Origin of the sequence: Aliigemmobacter aestuarii (genome assembly GCF_004799285.1) — a bacterium.
GTDB classification, from domain to species: domain Bacteria; phylum Pseudomonadota; class Alphaproteobacteria; order Rhodobacterales; family Rhodobacteraceae; genus Aliigemmobacter; species Aliigemmobacter aestuarii.
In genome coordinates this window covers 501902-515814 of sequence record NZ_SSND01000003.1, presented here as the reverse complement: position 1 = coordinate 515814, position 13913 = coordinate 501902, and the positions used below count along the sequence as shown (strand labels likewise).

The 13913-nt window shown below is 65.8% G+C and carries 12 protein-coding genes; 4 read left to right on the top strand and 8 right to left on the bottom strand.

Annotation, left to right across the window (positions count from 1 at the left end; translation table 11 throughout):
* The 3 genes from E7811_RS13645 to gap all read right to left on the bottom strand — a co-directional run.
* The coding region (locus tag E7811_RS13645) for a glyceraldehyde 3-phosphate dehydrogenase NAD-binding domain-containing protein (RefSeq protein WP_246020448.1) at positions 1–126 on the bottom strand (126 nt) is incomplete at its 3' end.
* Between the two features lie 106 nt (positions 127–232).
* Positions 233–376, bottom strand: coding sequence for a hypothetical protein (locus E7811_RS17945; protein WP_168733027.1), 144 nt, complete (start codon positions 374–376; stop codon positions 233–235).
* An 11-nt stretch (positions 377–387) separates the two neighbouring features.
* A complete protein-coding gene (gene gap, locus E7811_RS13640) occupies positions 388–1392 on the bottom strand; it encodes a type I glyceraldehyde-3-phosphate dehydrogenase (RefSeq protein ID WP_136395192.1) in 1005 nt (334 codons plus the stop codon).
* Positions 1393–1637: 245 nt separating this feature from the next.
* Between gap and E7811_RS13635 the strand changes: the two genes are divergently transcribed.
* Positions 1638–2606: a DUF808 domain-containing protein gene (locus tag E7811_RS13635; RefSeq protein ID WP_136395191.1), complete on the top strand. Its 969-nt coding sequence runs from the start codon at positions 1638–1640 to the stop codon at positions 2604–2606.
* A gap of 179 nt (positions 2607–2785) precedes the next feature.
* Here the strand turns inward: E7811_RS13635 and tkt are convergent, their stop codons facing one another.
* Positions 2786–4801 carry a transketolase gene (gene tkt / locus E7811_RS13630; RefSeq protein ID WP_136395190.1) on the bottom strand — a complete coding sequence of 672 codons (2016 nt, stop codon included), beginning with the start codon at positions 4799–4801 and terminating at the stop codon, positions 2786–2788.
* Positions 4802–5024: 223 nt separating this feature from the next.
* Between tkt and E7811_RS13625 the strand changes: the two genes are divergently transcribed.
* A complete protein-coding gene (locus tag E7811_RS13625; RefSeq protein ID WP_136395189.1) occupies positions 5025–5549 on the top strand; it encodes a hypothetical protein in 525 nt (174 codons plus the stop codon).
* Positions 5542–5913 (top strand): cell division protein ZapA, encoded by a 372-nt coding sequence (locus E7811_RS13620; RefSeq protein WP_136395188.1) that lies wholly within the window; start codon positions 5542–5544, stop codon positions 5911–5913. Before E7811_RS13625 ends, E7811_RS13620 begins: the two co-directional genes overlap by 8 nt.
* A gap of 111 nt (positions 5914–6024) precedes the next feature.
* Here the strand turns inward: E7811_RS13620 and grxD are convergent, their stop codons facing one another.
* The 4 genes from grxD to E7811_RS13600 form a co-directional block, all read right to left on the bottom strand.
* A complete protein-coding gene (gene grxD, locus E7811_RS13615; RefSeq protein WP_136395187.1) occupies positions 6025–6384 on the bottom strand; it encodes a Grx4 family monothiol glutaredoxin in 360 nt (119 codons plus the stop codon).
* A gap of 40 nt (positions 6385–6424) precedes the next feature.
* Positions 6425–6667: a BolA/IbaG family iron-sulfur metabolism protein gene (locus E7811_RS13610; RefSeq protein WP_136395231.1), complete on the bottom strand. Its 243-nt coding sequence runs from the start codon at positions 6665–6667 to the stop codon at positions 6425–6427.
* Between the two features lie 172 nt (positions 6668–6839).
* Entirely contained in the window at positions 6840–8999 is a 2160-nt protein-coding gene (gene purL / locus E7811_RS13605) for a phosphoribosylformylglycinamidine synthase subunit PurL (protein ID WP_136395186.1), read from the bottom strand.
* 392 nt (positions 9000–9391) lie between these two features.
* Positions 9392–10285: a LysR family transcriptional regulator gene (locus E7811_RS13600; protein WP_136395185.1), complete on the bottom strand. Its 894-nt coding sequence runs from the start codon at positions 10283–10285 to the stop codon at positions 9392–9394.
* A gap of 175 nt (positions 10286–10460) precedes the next feature.
* Here E7811_RS13600 and E7811_RS13595 point away from each other — a divergent pair, with 175 nt between their 5' ends.
* The gene (locus E7811_RS13595; RefSeq protein WP_136395230.1) at positions 10461–13850 is read left to right on the top strand and encodes an indolepyruvate ferredoxin oxidoreductase family protein; all 3390 of its coding nucleotides are present in this window, start codon (positions 10461–10463) and stop codon (positions 13848–13850) included.
* The last annotated feature ends 63 nt before the right edge of the window (positions 13851–13913 follow it).

Here is a 13913-nt window from a genome sequence, read left to right as displayed (position 1 = left end):
CGTCTCCACCGGGCCAAGATCGTTGACCGCCACCACCTCGATGTCGGTCCGCCCCGATTCCACGATCGCCCGCAACACATTGCGCCCGATCCGACCGAACCCGTTGATTGCAACCTTGACTGCCATGTTCGCCTCCCATGTTACGAGGGCAGGGAGCCCGGCGACTCGGGCCGGGCGATGCTAGCGCTAACATCAACAGAATGGCGCAAAGATCAACCGGAACTTGGCCCGGTCAGCGCCAGAACATCAGGTAATCGAGGAAACCGGCGAATTTCCGGGCCAGAAACAGAAGAACGTCCCCGCCATTGGCAAGGACGTCCGTCAGGATCAGCGCCACGAGAACGAGGCCGAGAACAAGCGCGATACGGTCGGTCACGACCCCTCCGGTTACTGGAGGAGCCGCCCCATCGCACCGGCCACGTCGGCCATCCGGCAGGAGAAGCCCCACTCGTTGTCATACCAGGCCAGCACGCGCACGGTGCGGCTGCCCACGACCTTGGTCTGGTCGGGGGCGAAGATAGACGAATGCGTGGTGTGATTGAAGTCGATCGAAACTTTCGGCTCCGGATCATAGGCAAGCACCATGCCCATGTAGCCCGATGCCGCCTCGCGCACGATCTCGTTCACGTCGGCAACGGTCACGTCCTTGCCGGCCACGAAGGTCAGGTCGACGGCGCTGACGTTCGGGGTCGGCACGCGGATCGCGGTGCCGTCGAGCTTTCCCGACAGTTCGGGCAGCACCTCGCCCAGGGCCTTGGCGGCACCGGTCGAGGTCGGGATCATCGCCATCGCGGCGGCGCGGGCGCGGTAAAGGTCCTTGTGGCGGCGGTCCAGCGTGGGCTGGTCGCCGGTATAGGAATGGATCGTCGTCATGATCCCGGATTCGATGCCGATCGCATCGTTCAGAACCTTGGCCAGCGGCGCGAGGCAGTTTGTCGTGCAGGACCCGTTCGACACGACCAGATGTTCGGCCAGAAGCTGGCGGTGGTTCACGCCATAGACCACGGTCTTGTCGGCGCGCTTGGCCGGGGCCGAGACCAGAACGCGCTTGGCCCCGCGCGTCAGGTGGACGGCGGCCTTGTCACGGTCGTTGAACTTGCCGGTGCATTCCAGCACCACGTCGACGCCTTCCCAGTCCAGCTCCTCGGGGTTGTAGGTCGACATCACCCGGATCGGGCCGCGGCCGAGGTCCATCGTGCTGCCCGAGACCTTGACGGTGCCGGGGAAACGGCCATGGACGCTGTCGTATTTCAGAAGATGCGCGTTCGTTTCGATCGGGCCGGTGGCATTGATTGCCACGACCTGCACGTCGTTGCGCGCGCTTTCCGCGATATGGGCCAGCGTGCAGCGGCCGATGCGTCCGAACCCATTGATGCCGATGGTGATGGTCATGTGTCCCGCGTCCTCGTGGTCTGAGTCCCTAGGCAGATACTCCTTGCGAGGGCTTGGGCAAAGTCCAAAAGCGACGACATTTCATCATGTTAGCGCAAAACAGGGATGATTGCGCTAACGGTTGCGCGAACAGGCCCGCGCCACCGCGCCGCCGGGGATCGGGGAGAGGTGCTGCGGTTTTCCCGCTTGCGATGCACCGGCAGGTCGTTACCTATTGGGACCGTGTCCCCGGAACGGAGTATGCGATGAGCGGATTGCTTGCCTTGCTGGATGATGTTGCCGCCATCGCCAAGGTGGCCGCAGCCTCGGTCGACGACATCGCAGGGGCCGCGGCGAAGGCTGGCGCCAAGGCCGCAGGCGTGGTGATCGACGACGCGGCGGTAACGCCGAAATACGTGCACGGCTTCTCGGCCGACCGCGAGTTGCCGATCATCTGGCGGATCGCAAAGGGCTCGGTCTTCAACAAGCTCGTCATCCTTTTGCCGGGGCTTCTGGCGCTGAACGCGTTCCTGCCGCAAGCGATCACGCCGCTTCTGATGCTGGGCGGCTGCTATCTGTGTTTCGAGGGGGCGGAGAAGGTGTTTCACGCGCTTTTCCCCCATGCCGATCATGTCGTCGAGGCCGACATGTCGACCGGCGATCCGGTTCATCTGGAAGAGGAAAAGGTTTCCGGGGCGATCAAGACCGATTTCATCCTCTCGGCCGAGATCATGACGATCTCGCTTGCCGCGATCGAGGCGTCGAGCCTGTGGAAGGACGCGGCGACGCTGGCCGTGGTCGGGCTTCTGATCACGGCGGTCGTCTATGGTGCGGTCGCGATGATCGTGAAGATGGATGATGTGGGGCTGCACATGGCGCGGGAAGCGCGCAGCGGCGCCGGGCGGGCACTGGGGCGCGGGCTGGTGACGGGGATGCCGAAACTGATGTGGTTTCTGTCCACTGTCGGCACGCTGGCCATGCTCTGGGTCGGCGGCAACATCGTGGTCCATGGCCTGCACGAGTTGGGCTTCCATGAACCCTATGCCACCATCCACGATCTGGCCGAAGCCGCCGCGCATGCCCTGGCCGCGGCGCCGGGGCTTGCGGGCTGGACCGTCACGGCGACGCTGGACGGGGTGTTTGGTCTGGTTCTGGGCCTGGTGCTGATCCCGGTCGCAACCCGCGTGATCGGCCCGCTGATCGCCGCCGCCACCGGCGGAAGGGCGACGCATTGAGACGGAAAAGGGGGGCTGTATGCCCCCCCTCTTTGGCTTCGCCAAATTCACCCCCCGAGGGTATTTTCGCCAGGTTGAAAGACAATTTCAGCCAAACTTGCTTCACCTTGGCGCAAAGATCCCGGGTGTGAGCCATTGTAGGTAGCGAGGGGGCAGCGCCCCCTCGGCCCGGTTCCGGATCAGAGCAGCGCCTTGGCCTTGGCCACCGTCGCCTCGGCGGTGATGCCGAATTCCCGGAACAGCCGGTCATAGGGGGCCGAGGCCCCGAAGGAGGACATGCCCACGAAATCGGCCTTCGCCTCGCGGCCGCGTTCGCCGAGAAGCCAGCGGTCCCAGCCCTGGCGCACGCCCGCCTCGATGGCGATCCGCACCGGCCCGGCGGGCAGCACCTTCTTGCGCCAGGCTTCGTCCTGTTGGGCGAACAGCTCCATAGAGGGCATCGAGACGACGCGCGTGCCGATCCCTTCCGCCTGCAGCATCTCGCGGGCCTTCAGCGCGATCTCGACCTCCGATCCGGTGGCCATCAGGATCACCTGGCGCTTGCCCTCGGCCTCGGCCAGGACATAGGCGCCGCGCGCGACCATGTTCTGCGCGGTATGGGTCTTGCGCACGGCGGGCAGGTTCTGGCGCGACAGGGCCAGCACGGTGGGCGTCGATGTCTGCGTCAGTGCCACTTCCCAGGCCTCGGCCACCTCGACCAGATCGGCGGGACGGATGACCAGCGTGTTCGGCGTCGCGCGGCTGATCGCCAGATGTTCGACCGGCTGGTGCGTCGGTCCGTCCTCGCCCAGGCCGATCGAATCGTGGGTCATCACATAGACGACCGGCACGCCCATCAGGGCCGACAGCCGCATCGAGGGGCGGGCATAATCGGTGAAGGCCATGAAGGTGCCCGAATAGGGGCGCACGCCGCCATGCAGCGCCATGCCGTTCATGGCCGCGGCCATACCATGTTCGCGGATCCCCCAATAGACGTAGCGCCCCTTGCGGTTGTCCACGTCGAACACGCCCAGGTCGGCGGTCTTGGTGTTGTTCGACCCGGTCAGGTCGGCCGATCCGGCGATGGTTTCCGGCATGATCGGGTTGACCACGGCGAGGACCTTTTCGCTGGCCGAACGGGTGGCGAGCTTGGGCGCATCGGCCGCGGCCTGCTTTTTCAGCGCGCGGATGGCGCCTGCGAGTTTTGCCGGGGCCTCGCCCGCGAAGATGCGCGCGAATTCCGCCTGTTTCGCGGGGGAAAGCGTGGCAAGCCGGGCTTCCCAGGCTTCGCGGGTGGCACGGCCCCGCGCGCCGATCGCGGCCCAGGCCGCGCGCACGTCGGCGGGGATCTCGAACGGCCCGTGATCCCAGCCATAGGCGGCGCGGGTATCGGCGATCAGCTTCGCATCGGTCAGCGCGCCGTGGCCTTTCGACGTGTCCTGCGCGCTGGAGCCAAGCGCGATATGCGTGGCGCAGGCCACCATTGCCGGGCGCGGGCTGGCCTTTGCGGCGGTGATCGCGCGGTCGATGTCGACGGGGTCATGGCCATCGCATTCGAACACGTCCCATCCGCTGGCGGCAAAGCGCGCCTTCTGGTCGGTGATGTCCGACAGGCTGACCTTGCCGTCGATGGTGATGCCGTTGTTGTCCCACAGGACGATCAGGCGCGACAGCTTGTGACGGCCGGCGATGCCGATCGCCTCCTGGCTGACGCCCTCCATCAGGCAGCCGTCACCGGCGATGACATAGGTGAAATGGTCCATCACCTTGGCGCCCCAGCGGGCGCGCAGCGATTCCTCGGCCATGGCGAAACCGACCGCATTGGCGATGCCCTGACCCAGCGGGCCGGTGGTGGTTTCCACGCCGTCGGCATGGCCATATTCGGGATGGCCCGCCGTGATCGCGCCCCATTGGCGGAAGTTGCGGATCTGATCGAGCGTCATGTCGGCATAGCCGGTCAGGTGAAGCAGCGAATAGATCAGCATCGAGCCATGCCCCGCCGACAGGATGAACCGGTCGCGGTTGGGCCATTTCGGGACGGTCGGATCGAAGTTCAGGTGCTTCTCGAAAAGGACGGTGGCCACGTCGGCCATGCCCATCGGCATGCCGGAATGGCCCGAATTCGCCGCCGCCACCGCATCCAGCGTCAGGACGCGGATCGCGCAGGCTTTCTTCCAGTGGTCGGGGTGCTGGGTTCTCAGGGTCTGGATATCCACGGGCCTTGGTCCTTCGCTGTTCAAAAAGCCGTTGCCCCGGGTCAATAGCAGCCTTGCGGGCAAGATCAAGCACGCCCCGTAACCTCTTGGACGGAAAGGGGGGCGCAATCGGCACAGGCTTTGGTTTATGATTGCCGGAAACAAGCCGCAAAACGATTCGCGCGGACAGCGCGCGCCAGACGTTGCGGCAAGCCACAGTGACGTTGACGAAGGGGCAAGGGACATGAGCGAACTCGCCGAACTTGAGCGGCGCATCACCGTTGCGCTGGAACGGATCGGGCGGGGCCTCGACCGGCTTCCCGCGGCGGCGACGGCCGGGGCGGCGCCTGCCGCCGGAACACCGGCGCCCTCTGCGGATGCCGCGGCCGAGATCGCCCGCCTGACCGAGGCGCTCGAGGCCGAACGGATCGCCAATGCGCAACTGACCGAACGGCTCAAGGCGGTGAAGGAACGGGACGCGCAGGCCGCACAGGCGCTCGAATCGCGGGTCGAGACGATGACGCGCCAGCTGGATGTCCAGGGGATCGAGTTGCAGCGGATGCGCAAGACGGCGATTGCGCTGCGCGAACAGATGCGTGCCCTGCGCGAGGCGGCGCTGGCGAACATGGCAGATGCGCACATGATCAACAAGTCGATGCTGGCCGAACTTGAATCACTGCGCGCGACGCGGATCACCGAGACGGCAGAGCTTGATGAAATCCTGGCCGAACTCGGCCCCCTGGTCGCGGAAGAGGTGCAGGATGCCTGATCTGGAAATCACCATCGGCGGCAAGAGCTTTCAGGTCGCTTGCCAGGAGGGCGAGGAACATTTCCTGCGCGCCGCGGCAAAGCTTCTGGACGACGAGGCGCAGCCCCTGATCGCGCAACTGGGCCGTCTGCCGGAATCGCGGATGCTGCTGATGGCGGGGCTCATGCTGGCCGACCGCACCGCCGCGCTGGATGACGAAATTCGCGTCCTGCGCGAACGTCTTTCCGAACTGGAAGGCCGCCCCGCACCGGAACCCGCCCGTGTCGAGGTGCCGGTGATCCCGCCGCAGGTGACCGAGACGATGGCCGAGATCGCCGCAAGGGCCGAGGCGCTGGCCGCCCGACTGGAAGAGGCCGGGCGCTGACGGGCCGCCCTTTTCCGGACTGAGAAACCAGAAGGCCGGCAAGGGATCGCCCTGCCGGCCTTTTCAATTGCAGCCCGCCGCGGGCAGGGCGCCCCGATCAAGGCGCCCTGGTCAGGCGTTCGCTTCGCGGATCTTGTCGGCGGCGTCCTTGTCATAGGTGATGCCCTTGGCGTCGAACAGCGCGTCAAGCTCGCCCGAAAGCGTCATCTCGGTGACGATGTCGCAGCCACCGACGAATTCGCCCTTGACGTAAAGCTGCGGGATCGTCGGCCATTCCGAGAAATCCTTGATCCCCTGCCGGATCTCGGGATCGGCCAGCACGTTCACATCGGTGAAATTGACACCCATGTAATTCAGCACACCCGCCACGCGGGAGGAAAACCCGCATTGCGGCATCATCTTGGTGCCCTTCATGTACAGCACCACGTCGTTCTTTTCGATCGTCTCGCGGATCTGGTCCTGCGCGCTCATCTCGTTCCGTCCTGTCATCGGGCCTGCGGGTCGCAGGCGGTTAGTCGGGCGCCTTGGTGGTCAGCGCCAGCGCATGCAATTCTCCGTTGGCGCCGTCCATCTTGCCCTTGAGGCTGGCATAGACGGCGCGCTGCTGCTGCACGCGGTTCATCCCCTTGAAGCTTTCGTCGATCACCTCGGCGGCCCAATGGTTCCCGTCGCCCGCCAGATCGGTGATGGTGATCTTCGCGTTCGGGAATGCCTCGCGGATCAACGCCTCGATATCCTTGCCTTCCATCGGCATCGCGGTCTCCTTCGTCATTGCGGCTGAATCTAAGCCGCAGCCCGGTTGCCTGCAAGCGCCCGGCCCTCATTCTGGCGGAAATATCCTCGGGGGGTGAATTTGCCGGAGGCAAAGAGGGGGGCAGACAGCCCCCCTTCATATCCCTGTCCGGCAGGATTGGCCGGTCCGCCGGTCATTCCACCGCGGCGGCAAAGGCGGTGCGGTAGGTCCGCGACAGATCCGCCAGGGGCGCCTCGTCGCCGCCCATGCGCACGACCGTGCCGCCGAACTGCCCGACCAGCGCCAAGGGCACGCCCGCAGCGGCGGCTGCCTTCTGCAAGGGCGCCAGATCGCGGGTTTCGACGGCAACCAGATAACGCGCCTGATCCTCGCCGAACAGGAACGGGATCGCGTCTGCGTCGATGGTCACGCCAAGGCCCGCGCCCTCCGCCATTTCGAAGGCGGCCAGCGCCAGCCCGCCGTCGCCAAGGTCGGTCGCAGCCCGGACCAGGCCGCGGTTGGCGCGCAGGAATTCGCCGTGCTTCCGCTCGACCGCCAGATCGACCGGCGGCGCATCGCCCGCCTCGATCCCGAAGGCCTCGGCCAGAAGCGCGGACTGGCCCAGATGGCCGGCCGTCGATCCGATCACCACCGCCAGATCGCCCGAGACGGGGCGACCGGCAATCACACCGGCCACGTCGTCGATCAGGCCGACCGCGCCGATGGTGGGCGTCGGCAGGATCGCCTTGCCATCGGTTTCGTTATAAAGCGACACATTCCCCGACACGATCGGCATGTCGAGCGCGGCGACGGCCGCCCCGATGCCTTTGATCGCGCCGACGAACTGGCCCATGATCTCGGGCTTTTCGGGGTTGCCGAAGTTCAGGTTGTCGGTCGTGGCCAGGGGCCGCGCGCCCACGGCGGTCAGGTTGCGGTAGGCCTCGGCCACCGCCTGCTTGCCGCCCTCGAAGGGGTTCGCCTTCACATAGCGCGGGGTCACGTCCGAGGTGAAGGCCAGGGCCTTCTTGGTGCCGTGCACGCGCACCACGCCCGCCGGAAGGCCGGGGGTGACGACCGTATCGGCGCCCACCTGGCAGTCATACTGTTCATAGACCCAGGCCTTGTGGGCATAGGTCGGGCTTTCGATCAGCGCGCGCAGGGCGGCGATGGGGGCGATGGCCGGAACCTCGCCCAGGGGCGCGGGCGCGGGCGTTTCCACCCAGGGCCGGTCATATTCGGGCGCGCTGGACGAAAGTTTCGACAGCGGCAGGTCGGCCTTCACCTCGTTGCCATGAAGGATCAGGAACCGGTCCTCGGGGATCGTCTCGCCGACGATGGCGAAATCCAGATCCCATTTCTCGAAGATCGCCCGCGCCTCGGCCTCCTTTTCCGGCTTCAGCACCATGAGCATCCGCTCTTGGCTTTCCGACAGCATCATCTCGTAGGCGGTCATCGCCGCCTCGCGCTGCGGGACATTGTCCAGCGTCAGCCGGATGCCAAGCCCGCCCTTGTCGCCCATCTCGACCGCCGAACAGGTCAGGCCGGCGGCGCCCATGTCCTGGATCGAGATCACCGCGCCCGAGGCCATGAGCTCAAGGCAGGCTTCCAGCAGGCGCTTTTCGGTGAAGGGGTCACCCACCTGCACCGTGGGGCGCTTTTCCTCGATCGTGTCGTCGAATTCGGCCGAGGCCATCGTGGCCCCGCCCACGCCGTCGCGGCCGGTCTTGGCGCCCAGATAGACCACGGGCATGCCCACGCCCGATGCGGCGGAATAGAAGATCGCATCCGTTTCGGCCAGCCCGGCGGCAAAGGCGTTCACAAGGCAGTTGCCGTTATAGGCGCGGTGGAACCGCACCTCGCCGCCCACCGTCGGCACGCCGAAGGCATTGCCATAGGCGCCGATCCCTTCGACCACGCCTTTCACCAGATGCGAGGTCTTGGGGTGCGAGGGTTCGCCGAAGGACAGCGCGTTCATCGCCGCGATCGGGCGCGCGCCCATGGTGAAGACATCGCGCAGGATGCCGCCCACGCCCGTCGCCGCACCCTGATGGGGTTCGATGTAGGAGGGGTGGTTGTGGCTTTCCATCTTGAAGATGACGGCCTGGCCGTCGCCGATATCGACCACGCCCGCATTCTCGCCTGGCCCGCAGATCACCTGCGGCCCCTTGGTCGGCAGGGTGCGCAGCCATTTCTTCGACGACTTGTAGGAACAGTGTTCGTTCCACATCGCCGAAAAGATGCCAAGCTCGGTGAAGGTCGGTTCGCGCCCGATGATCTCGAGGATGCGCTGGTATTCGTCCGGCTTCAGACCGTGCGCGGCAATCAGGTCTGGCGTGATTTCGGGCTCGTGCATCCTGTCCCCCATCGGTGGCTGGCTTGCCGCGACCCTTTAGGCGAAGCAGGGCAAAAGGGGAAGGGCAAAGCGTAGCGCATGCGCACCCTGCCCGGGAATCGCGCAACCTGCCGCCGGATCGGGCTAACCCTTTTCAGGGCGGCGGAAATCCGGGCAGGAAGGTGCCGGAACGCCGAACCTTTCGGCATCCCCGCGCGGCACGAAAAAAAAGGCCGAGCAGAAGCTCGGCCCAAGTCCAACAGGGAGGTATGAAGGAGCAAGAGAAACTCGATTGCTGCCTTCGAGGTGGCATGTAGGATGCTGCGCGATTCTTAGCAAGTGTAAGAATGCCGCAGGTGCAGCATGGCCGCCATGCATGGATTGCATAGCGACCTGCGCGGTGTCGCGTGGCCTCAGGCCTGATGCCGCTTGCGATAGTCGAAGATCTCTTCGGTGACAAATTCCCGGAAGGCTGCCACGCGCTTGGATTGCCGCAATTCCTCGGGGTAAGCGAGGAAAACCGGCACCTCCTCGCTTTCCACCTCGGGCAGCACGCGCACGAGGTTCGGAAAATCCTCGATGATGTAGTCGGGCAGCACGCCGATCCCCAGATGGTTCAGCACGCCCTGAAGCACGCCGAAATAGTTGTTGACCGTCAGGGTCGAGGGGATGTCCTGCGACATGATCGTCTGGACCAGCCGCGCGCCCGCCGCCACCTGCGCGGTGCCCGCGTGCTGGCTGATCAGGCGGTGATGGCTGAAATCCTCGATCGTCCGGGGCGTCCCGTTCTCTTCCAGGTATTCGGGACTGGCATAAAGCCGCATCCGGATGTTCATCAGCCGCTTGCGGATCAGGTCCGCCTGGCTTGGCTCCTTCATGCGGATGGCGACATCGGCCTCGCGCATCGGCAGATCCAGCACCCGTTCTTCCAGCATCAGGTCGATCTTGAGCGCGGGATACTTCTTGTAAAGTCGCCCGAGCCTCGGTGCCAGCCACAGCGTGCCGAAGCCCGTCGTCGTGGTGACGCGCAGCTCGCCGAACACCTCGTCCTCGCTGTCGCGGATGCGGGCCGCCGTCGCTTCCAGCCGCTTGGCCATCGCCGAGGTCGCGTCAAACAGAAGTTCGCCCTGTTCGGTCAGAATCAGCCCCCGCGCATGGCGGTGGAACAGCGTGACGTTCAGGCTGTCCTCAAGCGCGCGGATCTGCCGGCTGACCGCCGACTGGGACAGATGCAGAGTGTCGCCCGCGTGGGTCAGGCTGCCCGCGTCGGCCACTGCGTGAAATATTCTAAGTTTGTCCCAGTCCATCGCGAAACTCTTGCCACCTTGTAGAACGCTAACATGATCGATCCTAAATAGGATATTGATCTCACATGTAAATGAACCTTTTGCCCAGAATACCGCTTTGTAGGTCAGCTTTTTTGACCTAATATCGACCAAAAGCTCGGACGGCATGGGGAGGTGCAGCATGGGCAAGCAGGATGTGATCCGCGCGGATGTGACGCTTTCGGACCGCTATGACCTGGCGAAGTCACCCGTCCTGTTGAACGGCACGCAGGCGCTGGTGCGGCTGATGCTCATGCAGAAGGCACGCGACCGCGCGGCGGGGCTGAACACGGCGGGATATTGCACGGGCTATCGCGGGTCGCCCCTTGGCGCGGTCGACATGACGATGACGCGGGCGGGGCGCGAACTGGCGGCCGCCGACATCCTGTTCCAGCCGGGGTTGAACGAGGATCTGGCCGCGACCGCCGTCTGGGGCACGCAGCAGGCCGAACTGCGGGGCGAGGGGCGGTTCGATGGGGTCTTCGCGTTGTGGTATGGCAAGGGGCCGGGGGTGGACCGTTCGGGCGACGTGATGCGCCATGCCAACATGGCGGGCACATCGCCGCGGGGCGGCGTGCTGATGGCCATGGGCGACGACCATACCGGCGAAAGCTCCACCACGCTGCACCAGTCGGACTGGGCGATGGTGGATGCCTACATGCCCATCGTCAGCCCCGCGGGCGTGCAGGAGGTGCTGGATTACGGCATCTATGGCTGGGCGCTCAGCCGGTTCGCGGGCGTCTGGGTGGGGCTGAAGACGATGAAGGACACGGTCGAGGCGACAGCGGTCGTCGATGGCCGCCCCGACCGGATGCGGATCCTGCTGCCCGAGTTCCGGATGCCTGACGGCGGGCTGAACATCCGCCTTGTGGACACGCCCGTAGCGCAAGAGGCGCGGATGATCGACCACAAGCGCTTTGCCGCCGAAGCGTTCAGCCACGCGAACGGAATGGACCGCCGCGTCTGGGGCAGGCCGGGCGCAAGGATCGGCTTTGTCGCGGCGGGCAAGAACTGGCTCGACCTCACCCATGCGCTGGCGCTTCTGGGCATCGGCGCGGACGAGGCCGAACGTCTCGGGATCACCACCTACAAGGTCGGGCAGGTCTGGCCCATGGATTTCAGGGGCTTCCGCGATTGGGCCGAAGGGCTCGACCTGATCGTCGTGGTCGAGGAAAAGCGCAAGCTGATCGAGGTGCAGGCGAAAGAGGCGATCTTCAACGACCGTCGCGGCCGCCGCGTCTATGGCTGGCTGAACGACCGGGGCGAGGAACTGTTCCCGACCCGGTTCGCGCTGGACCCGATCACCATCGCCGAACGGATCGGCGGCATCCTGATCGAGGAAGGGCGCGGCACCGACGCGGTCAAGGCGGGGCTGGCCCGTCTGGCCGAGGCGCGGCGCGCCGACAATGCAAAGGACATGGCGGCGCGGCTTCCCTATTTCTGTTCGGGCTGTCCGCACAACACCTCGACCCGGTTGCCCGAAGGCAGCCGCGCCTATGCGGGCATCGGCTGTCACTACATGGTGCAGTGGATGGATCGCGACACCGTCGGGTTCACCCAGATGGGCGGCGAGGGCGCGAACTGGATCGGCGAGGCGCCGTTTTCCAAACGGCCCCATGTCTTTCAGAACCTTGGCGACGGAACCTACAACCACTCCGGGGTTCAGGCGATCCGCGCGGCGCTGGCTGCGGGCACGAACATCACCTACAAGATCCTGTTCAACGACGCCGTCGCCATGACCGGCGGGCAGGGCAACGAGGGCGGCCTGTCCGCCGATCGCATCTGCCGCGAGTTGCTGGCGATGGGGGTGGAGCATGTCTGGCTGGTCTTTGACCCGAAAGAGGATCTGGACCTGCGCCTGTTCCCCGCGAAGGTGAAGCGCGCGCCCCGGTCCGAATTGATGCGGGTTCAGGAAGAGTGCCGCGAAATCAACGGCGTATCCGCCATTGTTTACGTCCAGACCTGCGCCGCCGAAAAGCGCCGCCGCCGAAAGCGCGGCACCTTCCCCGACCCGGACAAGCGCGTGTTCATCAACACGGATGTGTGCGAGGGGTGCGGCGATTGCGGGGTGCAGTCGAACTGCGTGTCGATCGTGCCCATGGAAACCGAACTGGGCCGCAAGCGGGCCATCGACCAATCGTCCTGCAACAAGGATTTCTCATGCCTGACAGGGTTTTGCCCGTCTTTCCTGACGCTAGAGGGGGCAAGGCCGAAGAAGGCCGCGACCCGTGCGCTGGACCTGCCCGACATGCCCGCGCCCGACCTTCCCGCGATCAGGGGCACGCATAACATGGTGATCACGGGCGTCGGCGGCACGGGTGTCGTGACCGTGGGCGCCATCCTTGCCATGGCCGCGCATCTGGATGGCAAGGGCGCCGGCATGATGGAGATGGCGGGCCTTGCCCAGAAGGGGGGCGCGGTGCACATCCACTGCCGCCTCGCCAATGCGCCGGAAGACATCAGCGCCATCCGCGTCGCCGTGGGCGAGGCCGATTGCGTGATCGGTGGCGATCTGGTGGTGACGGCGGGGGCCAAGACGCTGGGTCTGATGACCACCGGCCGCACCGGCGCCGTGGTGAACGACCACGAGATCGTCACCGGAGAATTCACCCGGAATACCGAATTCCGCATTCCTTCCGACAGGTTGCGCCTGTCGCTTGAAGCGCGGCTCAAGGATCGCGTGGCATTCTTCGATGCATCGGAACTGGCGCGGGTGCTGTTGGGGGATTCGATCTATTCCAACATGATGGTCTTTGGCGCGGCCTGGCAGCGGGGCCTGATCCCGCTGACCGAAGCCGCGATCCTGCGCGCGATCGAACTGAACGGCGCGCAGGTCGAGACGAACAGCCGTGCCTTCGCGCTTGGCCGGTGGGCGGCGCTGCACCCCGATCAGGCCGCCGCGATGATCCGCCCCGAAACCCCGGCAACGGTCGATCCGGTGGCGTTCCGGGCCGATAACCTGCGCGCCTATCAGGATGCGGCGCTGGCCGCGCGGTTCACGGACCTGGTCAACCGCGCCCCTGCCGAATTGCGCGAAAGCGTCGCAAGAGGCTATCACAAGCTTCTGGCCTACAAGGATGAATACGAAGTCGCGCGGCTGCATCTGGACAGCGTGGCCAAGGCGCGCGCGGAATTCGATGGCGATTTTCGCCCCGTCTTTCACCTTGCGCCGCCGCTTCTGCCCGGACGGGACGCGGCAGGCCGGCCGAAAAAGCGTGCCTTCGGGCCCTGGATGATCCCCGTGTTCCGCGTCCTGGCGGCGTTGAAGGGCCTTCGCGGCACCTGGGCCGATCCCTTTGGGCGCACCCATGAACGCCGGATGGAACGCGCGCTGATCGCGGAATATGAGGCCGACATGGCCGAGGTCCTGCGCGAGGTGACGCCCGCGACGCTGGCTGTCGCCCGCGACCTGGCCGAACTGCCGCTGACGATCCGGGGCTTCGGCCCGGTGAAGGCCGCCAATGCGGAAAAGGCGGCACGGCGCCGGGCCGAACTGCTGGCCGCCTTCCGCGCGGGCGGCGCACCCCAGGCGATGGCGGCGGAATGATGCCGGGCGGGCGGCACTCTGTCACAAGGCCGTCATCGGATCTGGGCAGAACCGTCACGGGGC

What these genes read in the sequence shown, in the direction of transcription:
- gap (WP_136395192.1), bottom strand. Translation starts at nt 1,392, where the DNA reads ATGACCATCACCATCGGCATCAATGGGTTCGGACGCATCGGCCGCTGC.
- E7811_RS13635 (WP_136395191.1), top strand. Translation starts at nt 1,638, where the DNA reads ATGAGCGGATTGCTTGCCTTGCTGGATGATGTTGCCGCCATCGCCAAG.
- E7811_RS13625 (WP_136395189.1), top strand. Translation starts at nt 5,025, where the DNA reads ATGAGCGAACTCGCCGAACTTGAGCGGCGCATCACCGTTGCGCTGGAA.
- E7811_RS13620 (WP_136395188.1), top strand. Translation starts at nt 5,542, where the DNA reads ATGCCTGATCTGGAAATCACCATCGGCGGCAAGAGCTTTCAGGTCGCT.
- grxD (WP_136395187.1), bottom strand. Translation starts at nt 6,384, where the DNA reads ATGAGCGCGCAGGACCAGATCCGCGAGACGATCGAAAAGAACGACGTG.
- E7811_RS13610 (WP_136395231.1), bottom strand. Translation starts at nt 6,667, where the DNA reads ATGCCGATGGAAGGCAAGGATATCGAGGCGTTGATCCGCGAGGCATTC.
- purL (WP_136395186.1), bottom strand. Translation starts at nt 8,999, where the DNA reads ATGCACGAGCCCGAAATCACGCCAGACCTGATTGCCGCGCACGGTCTG.
- E7811_RS13600 (WP_136395185.1), bottom strand. Translation starts at nt 10,285, where the DNA reads ATGGACTGGGACAAACTTAGAATATTTCACGCAGTGGCCGACGCGGGC.